The sequence below is a fragment of the Kribbella sp. NPDC050459 genome (assembly GCF_040655315.1).
In the GTDB taxonomy this organism is placed as follows: Bacteria; Actinomycetota; Actinomycetes; order Propionibacteriales; family Kribbellaceae; genus Kribbella.
This window is the reverse complement of sequence record NZ_JBFAJQ010000013.1, coordinates 94,092-110,157: the sequence shown is the minus strand read 5'-3', so window position 1 is coordinate 110,157 and position 16,066 is coordinate 94,092. Positions and strand designations below refer to the sequence as shown.

General features: G+C 67.9%; 18 protein-coding genes and 3 tRNA genes. 13 read left to right on the top strand and 8 right to left on the bottom strand.

Going from position 1 to position 16,066, the window contains the following annotated elements:
* Positions 1-103: 103 nt before the first annotated feature.
* The 7 genes from AB0I12_RS33005 to AB0I12_RS32975 all read left to right on the top strand — a co-directional run bounded on the left by AB0I12_RS33005 (position 104) and on the right by AB0I12_RS32975 (position 2,910).
* The gene (locus AB0I12_RS33005) at positions 104-1,258 is read left to right on the top strand and encodes a hypothetical protein (RefSeq protein ID WP_359937117.1); all 1,155 of its coding nucleotides are present in this window, start codon (positions 104-106) and stop codon (positions 1,256-1,258) included.
* 167 nt (positions 1,259-1,425) lie between these two features.
* Positions 1,426-1,498: transfer RNA gene (locus tag AB0I12_RS33000), tRNA-Glu, on the top strand.
* A 59-nt stretch (positions 1,499-1,557) separates the two neighbouring features.
* Positions 1,558-1,634, top strand: a tRNA-Asp gene (locus AB0I12_RS32995).
* A gap of 46 nt (positions 1,635-1,680) precedes the next feature.
* Positions 1,681-1,753: transfer RNA gene (locus AB0I12_RS32990), tRNA-Phe, on the top strand.
* 111 nt (positions 1,754-1,864) lie between these two features.
* Positions 1,865-2,155: a DUF6247 family protein gene (locus AB0I12_RS32985; protein ID WP_359937114.1), complete on the top strand. Its 291-nt coding sequence runs from the start codon at positions 1,865-1,867 to the stop codon at positions 2,153-2,155.
* Complete coding sequence (locus AB0I12_RS32980) at positions 2,152-2,397, top strand: hypothetical protein (protein ID WP_359937112.1); 246 nt, start codon at positions 2,152-2,154, stop codon at positions 2,395-2,397. The genes AB0I12_RS32985 and AB0I12_RS32980 overlap by 4 nt, the downstream gene beginning before the upstream one ends.
* A 42-nt stretch (positions 2,398-2,439) precedes the next feature.
* A complete protein-coding gene (locus tag AB0I12_RS32975) occupies positions 2,440-2,910 on the top strand; it encodes a hypothetical protein (protein WP_359937109.1) in 471 nt (156 codons plus the stop codon).
* Between the two features lie 413 nt (positions 2,911-3,323).
* On the opposite strand, the gene AB0I12_RS32970 is transcribed toward AB0I12_RS32975, so the two are convergent.
* From AB0I12_RS32970 to AB0I12_RS32955, 4 genes are all read right to left on the bottom strand, one after another.
* Complete coding sequence (locus AB0I12_RS32970) at positions 3,324-3,941, bottom strand: GNAT family protein (protein ID WP_359937106.1); 618 nt, start codon at positions 3,939-3,941, stop codon at positions 3,324-3,326.
* 229 nt (positions 3,942-4,170) lie between these two features.
* Positions 4,171-4,536, bottom strand: coding sequence for a hypothetical protein (locus tag AB0I12_RS32965; RefSeq protein ID WP_359937103.1), 366 nt, complete (start codon positions 4,534-4,536; stop codon positions 4,171-4,173).
* Positions 4,537-4,588: 52 nt separating this feature from the next.
* Entirely contained in the window at positions 4,589-5,356 is a 768-nt protein-coding gene (locus AB0I12_RS32960; protein ID WP_359937100.1) for a hypothetical protein, read from the bottom strand.
* A 1,222-nt stretch (positions 5,357-6,578) separates the two neighbouring features.
* Positions 6,579-6,893 carry a hypothetical protein gene (locus tag AB0I12_RS32955; protein ID WP_359937097.1) on the bottom strand — a complete coding sequence of 105 codons (315 nt, stop codon included), beginning with the start codon at positions 6,891-6,893 and terminating at the stop codon, positions 6,579-6,581.
* 178 nt (positions 6,894-7,071) lie between these two features.
* Between AB0I12_RS32955 and AB0I12_RS32950 the strand changes: the two genes are divergently transcribed.
* The 3 genes from AB0I12_RS32950 to AB0I12_RS32940 all read left to right on the top strand — a co-directional run bounded on the left by AB0I12_RS32950 (position 7,072) and on the right by AB0I12_RS32940 (position 10,245).
* A complete protein-coding gene (locus AB0I12_RS32950; protein WP_359937094.1) occupies positions 7,072-7,509 on the top strand; it encodes a hypothetical protein in 438 nt (145 codons plus the stop codon).
* A 409-nt stretch (positions 7,510-7,918) separates the two neighbouring features.
* Positions 7,919-9,043, top strand: a complete 1,125-nt coding sequence (locus tag AB0I12_RS32945; RefSeq protein WP_359937091.1) for a helix-turn-helix domain-containing protein — start codon at positions 7,919-7,921, stop codon at positions 9,041-9,043.
* Positions 9,040-10,245 carry a hypothetical protein gene (locus AB0I12_RS32940; protein ID WP_359937088.1) on the top strand — a complete coding sequence of 402 codons (1,206 nt, stop codon included), beginning with the start codon at positions 9,040-9,042 and terminating at the stop codon, positions 10,243-10,245. The genes AB0I12_RS32945 and AB0I12_RS32940 overlap by 4 nt, the downstream gene beginning before the upstream one ends.
* Here AB0I12_RS32940 and AB0I12_RS32935 read toward each other — a convergent pair.
* From AB0I12_RS32935 to AB0I12_RS32925, 3 genes are all read right to left on the bottom strand, one after another.
* A complete protein-coding gene (locus AB0I12_RS32935) occupies positions 10,192-10,665 on the bottom strand; it encodes a GNAT family N-acetyltransferase (RefSeq protein WP_359937085.1) in 474 nt (157 codons plus the stop codon). The genes AB0I12_RS32940 and AB0I12_RS32935 overlap by 54 nt on opposite strands.
* 88 nt (positions 10,666-10,753) lie before the next feature.
* A complete protein-coding gene (locus AB0I12_RS32930; RefSeq protein ID WP_359937082.1) occupies positions 10,754-11,827 on the bottom strand; it encodes a serine hydrolase domain-containing protein in 1,074 nt (357 codons plus the stop codon).
* Between the two features lie 166 nt (positions 11,828-11,993).
* Positions 11,994-13,418: an MFS transporter gene (locus AB0I12_RS32925; RefSeq protein WP_359937079.1), complete on the bottom strand. Its 1,425-nt coding sequence runs from the start codon at positions 13,416-13,418 to the stop codon at positions 11,994-11,996.
* Positions 13,419-13,526: 108 nt separating this feature from the next.
* Here AB0I12_RS32925 and AB0I12_RS32920 point away from each other — a divergent pair, with 108 nt between their 5' ends.
* Entirely contained in the window at positions 13,527-14,180 is a 654-nt protein-coding gene (locus AB0I12_RS32920; RefSeq protein WP_359937076.1) for a TetR/AcrR family transcriptional regulator, read from the top strand.
* Between the two features lie 79 nt (positions 14,181-14,259).
* The gene (locus AB0I12_RS32915; protein WP_359937073.1) at positions 14,260-14,445 is read left to right on the top strand and encodes a DUF1508 domain-containing protein; all 186 of its coding nucleotides are present in this window, start codon (positions 14,260-14,262) and stop codon (positions 14,443-14,445) included.
* Between the two features lie 63 nt (positions 14,446-14,508).
* Here the strand turns inward: AB0I12_RS32915 and AB0I12_RS32910 are convergent, their stop codons facing one another.
* On the bottom strand, positions 14,509-14,871 hold the full coding sequence (locus AB0I12_RS32910; protein WP_359937070.1) for a YciI family protein: 363 nt from the start codon (positions 14,869-14,871) through the stop codon (positions 14,509-14,511).
* A gap of 95 nt (positions 14,872-14,966) precedes the next feature.
* Between AB0I12_RS32910 and AB0I12_RS32905 the strand changes: the two genes are divergently transcribed.
* Positions 14,967-15,929, top strand: coding sequence for a threo-3-hydroxy-L-aspartate ammonia-lyase (locus AB0I12_RS32905; protein ID WP_359937067.1), 963 nt, complete (start codon positions 14,967-14,969; stop codon positions 15,927-15,929).
* Positions 15,930-16,066 lie beyond the last annotated feature (137 nt).

The following is a 16,066-nucleotide window of genomic DNA, read 5'->3' as shown; positions in this document are numbered from 1 at the left end:
CGACAGGTTCTCGCCATGCCGGATTCCGACAGGTTCAAGACCTCGTGGCCGGCCTCCGCGCCTGCCAATACTGATGCCCCCTCGGTCCCCTCTAGGAGTGTTCATGAGAAAGAGCCTGGTCTGGTCGGCGGTAGCGGCCGTCGGCCTGTCACTCGGTCTGACGGCCGCACCGGCATCGGCTGCTGTTGCGACGCAGACCCTGTCGCCGGAGGTTCAGCAGGTCGTCGACAACCTCCCGGCCATGCGAGAGCGCGCAGAGGCGGTCAGGGCCCAGCTCGGGCTGCCCGACAGCCCGGTCCGGGACGCCCTGCTCGCGGCCATCGATCCGACGCAGTACGAGTGCTCCAGCGCGACGCCTCCCGTCGTGGCGGCGATCCTGCCCGACGTCACGTCGTGGACCTTCGAGCAGCGTCTCGCCGTACTGCACGTGCTGCTGTTCGACATGGCGATGCTGGACGCCGTGTACTTCCCGCAGAGCGGCCCGCTCAGCTACGGCGTACAGGGTGAATTCACTCACACCGTGAACAAGACGTTCGGGAAGCTGAAGGGGTTCTGGGACATCCCGTCCAGCGACGTGGAGCTGGTGCCGGCGCACGGGCGCGTCATGCTGGACGCCGAGCGCGACTACCGGGTGTTCACTGTCCTGTACGGCGCCGACCCGGCCGCTTCGCGGGTCTCGGCCGACTTGGTCGCCCGTGAGCTCAACAGCGCAGCCCTCGGGTACGGCGACCTGCCGTTGTTCACGTTCAACGCGTACGCCGCTCCGGGCGGCGAGAGCGTCCCGGGGTACGGCGCCTCGCACCGGCGGATCGTGTTCGGCGACGGCGTCCTGGAGGGCTTCGCGAAGGTCGGACTGAGCGACGTCGCGCCGCAGGCGATCCTGGCGCACGAGTTCGGTCACCAGGTCCAGTACTCCAACGGGCTGATGCGGACCGACCTGCCCGCGCCGGAGTCGTCACGGTGGGCCGAGTTGATGGCCGACGCGTTCAGTGCGTACTTCCTCACACACGCCCGCGGCGAGTCGATGAACTGGAAGCGGGTCCAGGCCTTCGGCCAGATGTTCTACCAGCTGGGCGACTGCGGCTTCACCGGCGCCGGCCACCACGGCACCCCCAACCAACGGATGCGGTCCGCCCTCTGGGCCTACGGCCTCGCAGACGCGGCCCGGCCACAGGGCTTCGTCCTGCCCGCGCTGAGTTTCCATAGCCTCTTCTCCGCCCAGTACACGCAGCTGATCGCCCCCGACGCGACCACCTGACGTCGCGCGATCAGCTGTCCTGGCCGGTCAGTCCCACCCGGCCCGGGGCGCCGTACGCCGACCTCCTCCCCGGCGTACGGCGCCCTGTCAGGAACTCGTTTTGGAGCCTGACAACATGTCCTCTATGCTTACGGCTGTCCCTGGAGCTTCGGCTCCCGCGGGTCCGAGTCCCCATCGTCTAGTGGCCTAGGACGCTGCCCTTTCAAGGCGGTAACGCGGGTTCGAATCCCGTTGGGGATACGGCCGAAAGGCCGGTGCAAGAAGTACCTCGAAGATGCTGTAAGATCATCGAGTCATCTGGCCCAGTGGCGCAGTTGGTTAGCGTGCCGCCCTGTCACGGCGGAGGTCGCGGGTTCGAGTCCCGTCTGGGTCGCCAGGAGAAGGCGGCGGTGTCCACAACACCGCCGCCGAGTTTTCTCCCCGGTCAGGTAGCTCAGCTGGTAGAGCGTCCGCCTGAAAAGCGGAAGGTCGGCGGTTCGAGACCGCCCCTGACCACCCTTCTCACCTGCGGTTTCTCGCTCTGAGAATCGCCAGGACCGTCAGTCAGTTCGGCGGGGTGTGGATAGCTTCGCTACGCCGTGCGTCTGCTGAGAGTAATCTGGTGCCATGACTGCTCAGCCGATGCAGAGCTCGCCGGACGACCCCAGCGAGATCCTCCGCCTGTTGCCGGCGAAGTGGCATGAGCAGTTCCTCAGCGAGTACCACGGCGCTCTGGATGCTGCCCACGAGGTGTGGCGCTTCCAGCAACTGCGGGACGTGTTGCACCTCTGGCGCCTGCGGGCGGTCGCGTACTCCGGTCCGGGCTTCGATGATGCACTACAAGCGACCCGCGAGGATCGACCTGACGAGTTCGTTTCGGCCGAGCAGGCGATACCGGGCTGGTCCGATCGGCTGTGAGCTATCGCGTGGAGTTTCACGCATCCGCATTGGCCCAGCTGCAAGGACTGCCTTCATCGGCATTCGACGCTTTGGTCGAACGTGTCAGCAAACTGGTCGGTGCGCCGTGGGAGACCCAAAGCCTCGATCGAGATGAGCCGAGCTTTCGGCAATGCACCTTCGGTGGCCTCGGGCTGCTGTCCTTCCATGTCGACGACGATCGCGAGCAGATCCGGATCTTCGACGTGACTTGGGTCGGCTGAGCAATGACTCGTCTACCGTTGGTCCTCACGGGTGGACCCGCGGTGGGTAAGAGCGTAACGGCGCGCACCCTCGCGGAACGTCGCCCGAGGTGTGCCTTCATCGATGTGGATGACGTGCGCCAACTCGTCGTCACCGGTGCTGCCGCTCCGTGGGAGGGAGAGGAAGGCCGGGAACAGCAATGGCTCGGCGTGACAAACGCCTGCAGCCTGGCACGCAATTTCCTGACCATGGGAATTGAGGTCGTCGTCACTGACGTGCTCACGCCAGAGACCTGCGACCTGTACAGACGCGAGCTACCCGGGTGCCTGATCGTGCACATGACGGTCGGTTTGCCAGAGGCGATGCGGCGTGCGGCGTCCCGTCAGGTCTGGCTGACTGACCATGAATTCCGAATGCTGCACGAGGCGGACGCAGCGAACCCCCCGGCCGCCGACCATCGCATCCAGGTCGACACACTCGACTTGGAGAACCAGGCCGAGAAGGTGGCAAGACTCTGGGGAGCAAGTCGATGATCCGCCCGGAGGCGATCGAGGATGTGCAGGACCGGTGTCGACTGACCCCGGCGGGTGCCGAACGACTCGGTGTGAATGGCATCGAAGAGGTCGTGAGCCGCCCGAGATTGCGCTGCTAGCCGACCGCAACGAGGACCGCAACGGCCAACGTCAGCAACCGACCTCGCCATACGGAGCGACTCACTGAGCAACTGTTCTCGTAGGCAGCCCGACAGCCGCAGTCGAACTGAAAAGCGGAAGGTCGGCGGTTCGAGACCGCCCCTGACCACCATCTCCAAGCGTGAATCGGTCCGATCTGGCCCAACCCGCCAGTCCCGGTGAATCCCCCTGAACGACCATCCGTAGTTGCACGGATGTTGCACGCCTCCGATCGACAGCCGGTGGCCACAGTCCGGCTCCGATCGCGTTGCACATCACGCTGGTTCGTGCGGCTCGCGCATCGCCCATTCGAGCGGCAGCGCCGCAAACCACATCACGTCGATCCGCTCACCCTGCCACACGCTGTGTGCGCGCATCGTTCCCTCGTGCACGAACCCCGCTCGGCGGGCCACCGCAGCCGACGCTTCATTGTCCGCCTCGACCGTCAGGAAGGCGCGAGCTGCGCCGAGCTCGAACAACCACCGTGTGAGCAGAACCACCGCCCGAGTCGCGTACCCGCGCCCTCGCGCGCCCGGCCCGATCCAGTAGCCGAACTGCGCTACGTCTGCCTGCGACCAGTCATCGACGCCGCAGCAGCCGACCAGGCCACCAGAGGTTGCGTCCGTGATCGCGAATGCAACACCTGATGGTGGCTCCGCCGCGCCGAACGCCCGCCAGCTCGACGCGAACTCGTCGATGATCGCTTCAGCGTCCTCGATCGAGAGCGGCGGACCCGGTCGTCCGAGTCGGTCGTGGGGCCCGTTGTAGCGTCGGATCGACGGATCGACGAATGCTTCCGCCATGAACCCGGCGTCAGCTTTCGACCAAGGTCGGAGAGTGACCACGCCATCCGAGAGCGACACGACCGGAATATCGGCATCCGCTTCACGCACGTCTATCGGCACCTTTCGCTCAAAGTTGCTGATCGGCCGTCGAAGGTCGCCACTCTGGCACACTCGAGACGTGGATCCTGACGACCGCCGGGCCGCCATGCGCGACGAACACGAGGTACCGTGCGACGCGTTCTGACCTGGCCGTTCGATGAATGGTGCAGGACGTCCGTGCGTGCTCCCGGAGAACGTCGGGAGAGCGCGGCCTCTCCCGACGGTCTGCGGAGCTCGGTCACGTCTGGCGGATCGCGACACCGTCGATCTGAACGAGCTTGCCGGTGGACCTGGTGGCGATCCGTAGCGTGCCGCTGATCGCCGAGGTCTGTGCCGGAATACCGATCAGCACTTGACGCTGAGTCGTGGCGGCATACAGGTTGATCGTCGTGAGGTACCGGGTGCCGAGATACACCGCCACGACTCCGCAAGTGGAGCACTTGGTGGCCAGCAGATAGCCGCGCTTCATCTTGATAGTTCGGGCCAGGGACGCGCCGTACGTGATGCTCGAGGTTGAGGTGCTGTAGTACAGGCCCGCCGCCGTACCGCGGACCCAGCCGGTGCCCGCACTCAGCGAACGGTCGTCAAGCGGCCTGGAAAACATCAGCATCCAAGGTTGCTGCTTCAGCTCCCTACGCGGGGCAGTTGCTGACCGTCTACCTGAGGTGTGGGTAGAGGGTGAGTCTGGCGCCTGTGGTGGCGTTGATGATGGGGCGGGCACCGGCAGGCTCGGTCAGGGTGATGGTTGTGGGGGTGCTGATACCTACGGCCCTGCAGCCGCCTTGGACGGGGTCATGGGTTGCGCCGATGAGGATCATGTCTTCGTGCTCGATGACGTGGGATCGGAGGTTGGGGTCGCACTGGCCGTGGTGGAGGCTGAAGGTGATCGTGTTGCCTTCGATGCGGGTGAGTCTTCCTACGGTGGGGAAGTCGCCGTCGGGCTCGGTGAGGCCGGGGGGCGGGGTGGGGTCGGGGACGGGTTTGAGCAGGGTCGCGGAGATGGCTACGGCGACGATCGGTCTCGACAGGCCGCGAACTGTGAACGACCAGGTGGGGACGGTTGCGCGGCCTCGGCTTGTCTCCACTTCGGTTGTTTTCAAGGACCCGGCGGTGATCGTGAGGGTGCACTTCGATGGCGGTACGGCTAGGTGGCCGCAGTTGTCGTACGGCGTTCCGATCGCGTCGGTCAGTGCGCGCCGCGGATCGAGGATGGTTGCCGGGACGTTCGAGCCGTCGGCGAAGTCGATGCGGGTGGCGCCGCCGGATCCGAGTTTCACACCGGGCGCGATGGTGACGTGTCCGGCGCCCCAGGCGGCCTTCTGTGCCGACGTGTCGAAGGCGAGGCCTGGTGTGCGGGACGAGTACAGGAAGGTCCCTTCGGGGGCTGCCGGGATCCCTGCTGAGCGGACGGCTTTCTCGACCACGCGCGCGCGGTCGAGAAATGCCGGAGTCGGAGGGGCTTGAGGGATCGGCTGAGCGGTGGGCGTTGCAGGACTCGGAGCAGAAGTCGACGGCACCTCGTTCCCGCACGCCGGCGCTGCGAGGAGGACGAGTACGACAGCAGAGTAGGCACGAAACCTTCGCCTGATGAGGATCACACTTTGTAGACGCTTCGAGCCCCGCCAACCGCTGCGATGGGCGCGCGGGCGACGAACCGTTGCAGGAGGACGCGTCAGCAGGGCCGGCGCCAGGTAACGCTTGGCTGACGGGAGCAACGATGCCGCGCCGGCACCGGCTCAGCGAGAGTCGTACGCGACGGCCAGCTCAGCCACCAGAGGAGCAGCGCTGTTGCCGAACCATGGGTGGCTGCTACCGCCGTTGACGAAGTCAGAGATGTCGTCACGCGAAGGCCCGCCACGGAAGAGCGGTCCGCTCGTTGGACCGACTGCATCCACCAGCCGCGACAGACGCCGGTTCCGTGGACGGATGCTGCGCGACACCCGCGACTCCGCCACCGCCCGGCGCCACTCACTCAGTACGAGCTGCGCACGCCGCTACCGCTGCACCTCGCCGGCAGCCGTGGGCGCCGTGCCGCTGTCAGCATCGAAGACGTCCGCCCGCAGATGCTCCACCGAAGCCCCGCGCAACGGCACAACCTCAGTGAACACGGACGAGTGCAGTGTCAGCACGCCCGGCGCCTGTGCCTCGCCAGAGCGACGGTCGACGAGGCGCACCATTAGCCGATCAGCCACGACGGGCGACGGTCGTGGCGTGAACGCAGGTACGACGACGCGCACCGCCGTCCGTTGCGGGACAGCGATCAGTTGGACGTCGCCCACGACGACACGGGCAGTTGTCGAGGGTCAACACGTCAGCCAGCCTCACGGCAGGCGCGGCGACAACAGCCGAGGTCGACGTATAAGCAGGCGACGCCCGCTCCCCCGCCGTTCGTACGGCGGCAAGCACCGCGTCCGGCCCGTCGACCTCACTAGCTGGCGACGTGTACGTTGACCAGCCGGGAAATCCGGAAACGAGTGCCCTAGGCAACGAGTTCCCCGACAACTCGCTCAGATACGCACAGACGTCATCGGCCGAGCGACGCGCCAGCACGAGAGCACGGTCGACGAACGTACGCCGCAGCGCCGCAGACCGCAGCGACCGCGCCGCCCGGGCCCGGACGATCGCCCGCTCGGCGCCCAGCAGCCCTTAACTCACAGGGCACCAGTCCAGCGCGTCGATGACCGCGAGCCGCCGCCAGACCGCGGCCGGCGCGACCTCGAGCGGTACGCCGGCCGTCGCCCCGCCCGACGCGAGCGCATCGGTCACCTCCCGTACCGCGGCAGGCCCGAGCACCCCGTCGAGCAGCTCCCGGTCCGCCGCGGCCCAGCGCCGTACCTCGACCGAATGCCACCGCGATGGGTCGGCAAGCCAGCCCCACCACGATTCCCGACTCGAGTTCAGTCGTCCGCACCAGGTCGGCGATGTCGGGCGAGAAGAGCCGTACGTCGGGGCGGCCCGCATCGTTGTCAAGGTCAACGATCACGAACAACGCACCATCGGAAAGACGATCCCCACAGGTTACGGCCGAAGCCGACCATCCGCGCACCACTGCGGGCCGGGCAGCTCGCCGGCGCCGGCGAATCCGTCCACGGCGGCGCGAACCGCTCCCCCAGCTCCAGCAACGCCAGCCGCGCAGACCGTGGAAGCCGCCTGCCCGGACCCACACAGTCTTCGTCATCGTTCCGGACCGCGGCAGCGGCAGCTGTCGCAGGTCGGTCGCGCTGCGCAGGAACCCTTCGCCGCGCCGATCGCGCAGCTCGCCGATCTGCTGCCCGACGAGCGGCCGTCCCTCGTCGACGGCCAGTTCGGTCAGGCCGGTCTCGAGATCGAACTCCAGCCTGGGGAGGTACTCGACGAAGGCGAGGGCCAGGATGTGCCGGTCCTGCGGCGGATCGTCCGGTACGCCGGTCCGCTGTGCTCCGGCGGCAGCGCCAGCCGGGCGACATCGGTGGTCAGCATCGGTACGCCGGGCGATACCGGCCGCTGCGACCCCGAGCGTCTCCCGGCCCGTCCGTGCTCACCAGCCGCGCGGAACGCCATCGCGCGCGCCACCGTCCGCAGGTTCGCCGCGAGATAGGCGTCGCGGCCGGCACCGAGCACTCGCAGCGCGGCTCGCCACTGCCCCGATTCCAATGCCTCGGTGCGGCTGCTGATCTGCGCATCGGGCACCTGCTCAGGTCGTGTCGAACACCCCGTCCGGCTCCTCGGTAGCTCCTGTTCTCCGCGCGTCCCGTGGTTTCAGTTGGCTTCAGGTCGACTTCAGTATTACGGTAGATCCACGGTGTAACTGCGGTCAATCGCCAGTTTGTCAGGAGCAATGGCGATCGGAGCCGTACCAGAGAGCCCCCAGTCCTACGGCGACAACGCCATCGGGTGACCCCCGGCGGCGCGGAGTACAGCGGGGCTCGGTGGAGTCAGGTAGAGCGGGGTACCGGATCGGCCGATCCGGCGCCCCCGCAGTTGGTCGACCATTTTCGGGAGTGACAGTGGCCCCCTCTCCAGAGGCCGTACGACTCGCCAGGCGACTCCGGGACCTCCGGGAAACCGCGGGACTGACCCAGAAGGACGTGTCGCAGGCGCTCAGCGCCGACGTCCGGGTCGCGGTGGCGACGATCAGCTCGTGGGAGTCGCAGAGCAACCCGAAACTTCCCCCCGAGGACCGGCTGCGGTCGTACGCGCTGTTCTTCGCGATGTCCCCGACCCTCGAGCGGCTGCCGCGCGAGCAGGACCTGAGCCCGGCCGAGCGCGAGCGCTTCAGCAGCCTGCAGCGGGAGCTGATGACGCTGCGGGACGACGTGCGCCACCAGCAGAGCGGTTCGTCGTCGTCCAACAGCTCGTACACCTTCGACTTCGAGTCCGGCCGGATCACGCTGATCTGCCCGGAGGTGCCGGAGCTCGGCCGTTCGCCGCTCGCGGACGAGGACAACCCGAACCACACCCGGTTGTACAAGTACGCCGACCTCGACGCGCTGATCGAGATGTGGGGGCACGTGCGCGCCTCCAACCCGGAGCTCCGGGTGCGGCACCGGCTGCCGTCCGAGGTGACCGCGGACCACATGTCCGGCCACCTGATCCTGATCGGCGGTATCGCCTGGAACCGGGTCACCAGCCGGCTGCTGCGGGTCCTCGACAACCTGCCGATCCGGCAGATGTCGGTCCCGGACCTGGCCGACGGCGAGATCTTCCGGTCACGCGACGGTCGTGAGTACCGGCCGCTCTGGGAGGAACGCAAGGGCGCCGCCGAGGACGACGCGCCGAGCAAGGCCGAGCTCGAGGCGGACCAGGCGCAGGACGCCTGGAAGGGCGACACTCCCCGGGAGCTGGTCGAGGACGTCGCGCTGTTCGCGCGGCTGCCCAACCCGTTCAACCACAGCCGGACCATCACGATCTGCAACGGCGTCTACAGCCGCGGCGTGCTGGGCGCGGTCCGGATGCTGACCGACGACGCCGTCCGGGAACGCAACGAGATCTACCTCGCCAACAGATTCCCCGGCGGCGTGTACGGCCTGCTGATGCGGGTGCCGGTCATCAACGGCGAGGCCGTCACCCCCGACCTCGAGATCGAGGACAACCGGCTCTTCGAGTGGTCGCCGGAGGACGAGGACGCATGAGCCGTCGCACCAGACAGATCAAGGCGTCCCACGCGGGCCTGCTCTTCGACGGATCCGCCCCGGTAGCAGCTTCGGCGAACACGCGCCTGGACGCGATCGTCGTACCGGCCGCGAGGCCGGCGTCGGAGCTGCAGAGCGTCATCACGCTGTCCGCCGAGCTGGGTGTACCGCTCGTTGTCCTCTGCAGTCACAGCGCACAGGTCGGGCAGGTCGTCCAGCGGGTGAAGGACACCTTCGGCGCCCAGGCGCTCGTCATCGACGTCCCCCAGGGGTACCGGCCGCCGTGCCCGGCCCCGAAAACCTCCGCCGAGAAGTTCCAGAACGCCTCGGCCGGCCGCGCGAGCGACCTCAGCGCGAAACGCAACATCGGCCTGTTGCTCGGCCGGCTGCACGGCTGGAACAAGATCATGTTCGTCGACGACGACATCAGGCAGCTCAAGGCGCGGGACGTCCGGCGCCTCACCGGGTATCTGGACCGGCACCCGGTCGCCTCGATGGTCAGCTGGGACTTCCCGGACAACTCAGTGGTGTGTCACGCCCGCCGCCTGGTCGGATCCCAGGACGTGTTCGTCAGCGGCGCGGTCCTCGGCGTGGACCTGCAACGCCCGGAGCTGTCCTTCTTCGCCGACATCTACAACGAGGACTGGTTCTTCTTCGCCCGGCACGCGGCACGGCGGGCGATACCGAAGATCGGCGAGGTCCGGCAGCTGGAGTACGACCCGTTCGCGGATCCGGACCGGGCGGCCCGGGAGGAGTTCGGCGACCTGCTGGCCGAGGGGCTGTACGCGGCGTTCGAGGGCCAGTCGGGCTCGACCTTCGAGGAGCAGCTGCGGATCGCCATGGAGCCGTCGTACTGGGACTACTTCAAAACCGTCCGGCTGAAGACGATCACCGAGACGCTCGCCGACGTCCGGGCCGCGAAGTCCTCGTTCGACGACATCGAGTACCGCCGCATCGAGAAGTCGCTGGAAACCGCGAAGACCTGGGCCCTGAAGATCTCCTCGAAGCTGTGTGTGGAGTTCATCGAGAGCTGGCAGGAGGACGAGGAGCTGTGGCAGAAGATGCTCGGCAACCTCCCGGCCCGGCTGAGCAAGCAGGAGGCCCTGCGCCACCTCGGCCTGTCGAACTGGATGTCCTGCGGCTACGGCCTACCGACAGAATCGGAGACGGATCTCGCACCGGCCGGAGTGGTCTTCCAGTAACTGACGTTCGCCGGTGGGGCTGAACCCGAGCCGGTCGTACACCTGGCGTGCGACCGCGTTCGTGTCCAGCACCCACACCCGCCACTCGGTGACGTCGGGTTCGATCGCCGCGAGCTCGGCGAGGACGGCCCGCAGTACGCCGGTCCGGCGGTACCGCGGGTCGACCCAGACCGACTCGACATGCCGTTCGTACGCCGGGCGATCCAGCACCCGCACCGAGCTGGCCAGGGCGATGATCCGCGCCTCGTCGCGGGCGACGACCCACCGCATCCGGGTGAAGCGCTCGCGCCAGCCGTCCTCACCGACGGTCACCTCGACCTCGTAGTCGGCGATGTACGCCGACGGTGAATCCTTCAGGGCCCGGAGGCGCACCTCCCGGGCGATGGGCCAGTCGTCGGCACCGAGCATGGCGAGTTCCAAGGTCCCGGACCCCTTCGGGAGATGGCAACAAGGCATCCATACCAGTGTCGCCGTTTCCCAGGATCACCAAACCGCAACGCGGACAATGTCACATCGGGTGACCGGTTTCCCGGCAGATCACCCGGTCGACGAACGCGTCGACGGACGCATCCGGGTTGTCCGGGAGGTGCGGGGTGACGGCAACCGTGACCTGCCGCCGGGCGTCCTCGGTCGCGAACGAGTAGGCCTGGTACGCGAGGGCGTCACCGTCGTTGCCGTACACCCGCACTTTGCAGGCCGTGTCGTGCCACGACAGCCCCAGGCCGTACCGGCCGTCCGGAGTGCCCGGCGTCTTCATCGCGTCGAGCAGCCGGGCCGGGAGCAGGTGCCCACCGAGCAGCGCGGCGAAGAACCGGTTCAGGTCGCGGGTCGTGGAGATCATGTCGCCGGCGGCACCGAACAGCGTCGGGTTCAGTTCGGTGAAGTCGACCAGCCCGCCGTCCTTGGGCACGTAGCCGTGCGGGTGCGGTCCCTTGATGTACGGCGACGTCCCGGGCAGCGTCGTACCGTGCAGGCCGAGCGGGCGGATCAGCCGCTGCTCGATCTCCTCGGCGTACGTCCGGCCGGTGACCTTCTCGATGATCTCGCCGACGAGCAGGTAGTTCGTGTTCGAGTAGTCGTACTGCGAGCCCGGCGTGTCGAACACCGGCGGCTGCGCGAGCGCCCGCTCGATCTGCTCGGCCGCGGTCCAGGTCCGGTACTGGAGCGCGTAGAAGTCCGGGCTCGGCGGCATCGGCAGCGTGTCCTTGAAGTCGTACAAACCGCTGGTGTGGTTGAGCAACTGGCGCACCGTGATGTTCGCGCCGTTCGGGACGACGCCCGGCAACCAGCGCTGCACCGGGTCGTCGAGCCGGATCCGCTGCTCGGCGACGAGTTGCAGCACGACCGTGGCGACGAACGTCTTCGTGATGCTGCCGGCCCGGAACCGCCCCGCCACCGGGACCTTCCGCGAACTCCCCAGTTCCGCAACTCCGCTGCTGCCCCGCCAGACCTGCCCGCCGTCCCGCACCTCGGCGAGCGCGCCGATCGCGACAACGCCGTCGAGGCCCTGCTGCAACTCCTGCGGCGAGTTCACCGAAGGAACCACGGCCATCGCCGCAGCTGTCACCAATGCCACCAGCATCCTGATCTCCTCATGTGTCCGTCCGGTCCCCCAAGCCTTCAGCTCAGGGGGCCGCGCACACATCAGGGATCACCCGGTCAGGCGACTACGAAACCCACCCAGTTGTCCAGCAGCCACCCCGGCGGCCTCGGCGGCGGCGAGGCCGGCGGGTGTTGCTGGCAGCAACTTATGCGGCGGCGGTGGCTTCGGTGAGCTGCTCGGAGGTGGGCTGGAGTTGCGGGGCGGCGAAGGTCAGCAGGATGTTGGCGACGGCGAAGGCGGCGGCCGCGAGCAGACCGCGCTCGTATCCCGACTGCAGCGCCTGGAGCTGGGTCGCGCCGTGAGTCAGCTCGTTGGTGGTGTGCGTGATCGACAGCGTGGTGACGATCGCCAGACCGAGCGCACCGCCGACCTGGTACATCGCGTTGACGACACCCGACGCCGCACCGGCCTCGGCGGGACGGACCTCGGAGACCGCGCTGATCTGCCCCGGTACGCCGACACCGATGATGCCGAACCCGAAGATGATCAGACCGGGCAGCAGCTCAGAGCTGTAGCTACCGGTCGCGTCGGCCTGCGACAGCAGAAGCAGCCCGGCGACGCTGAGCACCGCACCGGCGACCTGAACCGTCCGCGTTCCCCACCGCTGCACCAGCTGCGAGGCGAGGACCGCGCCGACGATCGCCGCGCCGCCCATCGGCAGGAAGTGGATCCCCGCGTCGAGCGCACTGTCCCCACGAACCTGCTGCAGGTAGATAGCAGTCAGGAAGAACATCGACAGGAACCCGGCGCCGTTCAGCGCCAGCGACGCACCGGACACGCTCAACGCCCGTGACCGGAACAACCGCAACGGGACGAGCGGCGCTGCCGACCGGGATTCCACGATCACGAACGCCGCCAGCAGGACGACGCCGGCCGTCAGTACGCCGACAACCTCGAACGAACCCCATCCAGCAGGCTCCGAGCGCACCACACCGTAGACAACGGCCATCAGGCCGGCCGTGCCCAGAACAGCGCCCAGCGTGTCGAAGGTACGGCGACCCGTCGCGTGCCGCACGTCGCGGACGAACACCGGGATCAGCGCGATCAGTGCGATCACGATCGGCACGTTGACGAAGAACACCCACTGCCAGCTCAGCGAATCGACGAGCACGCCGCCCGCGACCACCCCGAGGGTCCCGCCCAGGCCGGCGAGACCGCCCCAGACGCCCATCGCGATGTTGCGCTCACGCCCATGGGCGAAGGTCATCGTCAGGATGGCGAGCGCCGCCGGAGAGAGCAGAGCACCGCCGAGGCCTTGGACAGCGCGGGCGCCGATCAGGAACTCCGGCGAGTTGGACAGCCCGGCGACCAGCGACGTGACGCCGAACAGCACCAGGCCCGCGGTGAACACGCGGCGCGGACCGAGCAGGTCGGCCATCCGCCCGCCGAGCAGCAGGAAGCCGCCGAAGAGCAGCGTGTAGGCGTTGATCACCCATTGCAGGGAGTCGGCGGAGAAGTTCAGGTCCGCCTGGATGTGGGGCAGCGCGACATTCACGATCGTCACGTCGAGCACCACGATGAACTGCGCGAGGGCCAGCACCGCCAGGGTGGCCCAAGGACTGCGTCGCATCGCCGTACCTCATTCAATAAGTCAGGTCTACCCTGTGTTGTCTACACCGTATGTATACGGCGTAAGCTTACGGAGTAGACATTAGGTCTACGGTGTAAACTTGTCAACGTGATCACCAAAGAGCGCCTCGACCCGGACAAGATCGTCGACACCGCGCTGGCCATCGCGGACGACGAGGGACCGGCCGCGATCTCGTTCCGGAAGCTGGCCGCGCAGCACGACGTCACCCCGATGGCGCTCTACCGGCACTTCAAGGACAAGGACGACCTGCTCGCGGCACTGGGCGACCGGTTGCTCGCGGACATCGTGCTGCCGGAGCCGACCGACGAGCCGTGGGACCGGCAGCTGCACGCGCTGCTGTCCGCGTTCGTCACGGCCTTGCGGGCGCACCCGCGGCTCGCGGACCTGACGCTCGCTCGGATCCTGGTCGCCGAGCCCGGCCTCGCCCTGGCGGAGCGGGCCCTGGAGCTGCTGGTCGAGGGCGGATTCTCCGTCGACGACGCGGCCGAGGTCGGCCGACAGTCGATCTGCTCGCTGATCGCGCTGGTCACCACCGACCCGATCGTCCGCGAGTTCAGCGACCCGGTGGCCCGTGAGGCGTCACTGCGCCGCAAGCGCGCCGCGCTCGGCGCACTGTCGCCCGAGCGCTACCCGCTGATCACCGCGTCCGCCGGCTCGCTGATCTGCTCGTCGTCCCAGGAGCAGTACTACGCCGTCGGCATCGACCTTGTCGTCGGCGGCATCCGCGGCGTCCTCGCATAGGCGTGTGCGCCTGTCGGTTGCGTCACGAGAGGACTACGCTCCGAAGCGGAGCGATACCACTCTCTATGGAGGTACACCGATGGCGGGGAAGTTCGAGCTGTACAAGGACAGGTCCGGTGAGTTCCGGTTCCGCTTGAAGGCCGGGAACGGCGAGGTCATCGCCACCAGCAGCGAGAGCTACGGCACCAAGGCCGCCGCAATGAACGGGATCGACTCGATCAAGCGGAACGCTGCCGAGGCGAACGTCGACGACCAGACGGACTGATATCCCAAGAAAACAAGGGGGTTCTCCACAGCCTGTGGAGAACCCCCTTCGTCGTCGGGGCGGTCAGAGACCGTCCGCGAACTCGACGCCGCGGACCTCGACACCGAGGCCTTCGATCCCGGCGTCCGGGATCATCGCGGCCAGCTCGCAGGCACGCTCGCGGGACGCCACGTCGACCAGATAGTAGCCGCCGAGGAACTCCTTCGACTCCACGAACGGGCCGTCGGTGACTGCCGGCAGCCCGTTGCGGACCCTGACGACCGCCGACTGGGCCGGCTGCTGCAGCGCGACCGTGCTGTGGAACTCGCCGGACGCCTTGATCGTGTCCATGAACTTCTGATGCCCGCTGCCGATGGCCTGCTGCTCCTCCTCGGGCAGCGCGGCGATCACGTCGGGGTTGACGTTCAGGACCAGTAGGTACTTCACGATGTCTCCTTCACCAGCGGCCCCCGGTGTGGGCGCCTCTCAACCATCAGTACGGAGCGCTCCGGCCGATCTTGACATCGGTATAGCGTCACCCCATGTCGCAGCTGAGTCTCACAGATGTCCGGGCCGCGGCCGATCGCCTCGCCGGGGTCGCGCACCGGACGCCGGTCCTCACCTCGCGGACGCTCGACGAGCGGGTCGGGGCGCAGGTGTTCCTGAAGGCGGAGAATTTCCAGCGGATCGGGGCGTTCAAGTTCCGCGGCGCGTACAACGCGATCAGCAAGCTCTCCCCGGAGCAGCTCGCGACGGGCGTGGCGGCGTACTCGTCGGGCAATCACGCACAGGCCGTCGCACTGGCGGCCCGCCTCGCCGGGACGTCGGCGGTGATCCTGATGCCCGAGGACGCCCCGCCGACGAAGCTGGCCGCGACCCGCGGGTACGGCGCCGAGGTGGTGACGTACGACCGGTACACGCAGGATCGGACCGCGCTGGCTCACGAGCTGGCCGCGGAGCGGGGGCGGCCGCTGATCCCGCCGTACGACCACCCCGACGTGATGGCCGGGCAGGGCACCGTCGCTCTCGAGCTGATCGAGGAGGTCGGGCATCTCGGCGCACTGCTGGTCCCGGTCGGCGGCGGTGGACTGATGGCCGGCTGCGCGACCGCGGCGACGCTGATGTCCCCCGGGATCCGGATGATCGGCGTGGAGCCGGCCGCGGGCGACGACCACGTCCGGTCGCTCGCGGCAGGCGAGCGGGTCGAGATCGCCGTACCGCGGACCATCGCGGACGGGCAGGCGGTCTCGGCGCCCGGCGAGCTCACGTTCGCGGTCAACCAGCGGCTGGTCGAGGCGTTCGAGCTGGTCAGCGACGAGGAGATCGTGGCCGCGATGGCGTTCGCGTTCGAGCGGCTGAAGATCGTGCTGGAGCCGAGCGGGGCGAGCGCGCTGGCCGCACTGCTGGCCGGACGGATCCACGGGCTGCCGGAGCGCGTCGGAGTGGTCCTGTCGGGCGGGAACGTGGGGCTGGAGCGCTTCCACGAGCTGCTCGGCAATAGCTGAATGCGCAAGGACTTTAGGACGCCCTGACCACCCTCTGTGCCCGTTGTCACAGAAAGCCACCACCAAATGTGGCGCAGATCACATCAAAGCCTTCATTTGCCGCCTGTGCCCCGCTCAGACGCGCTCAGGACACCTGG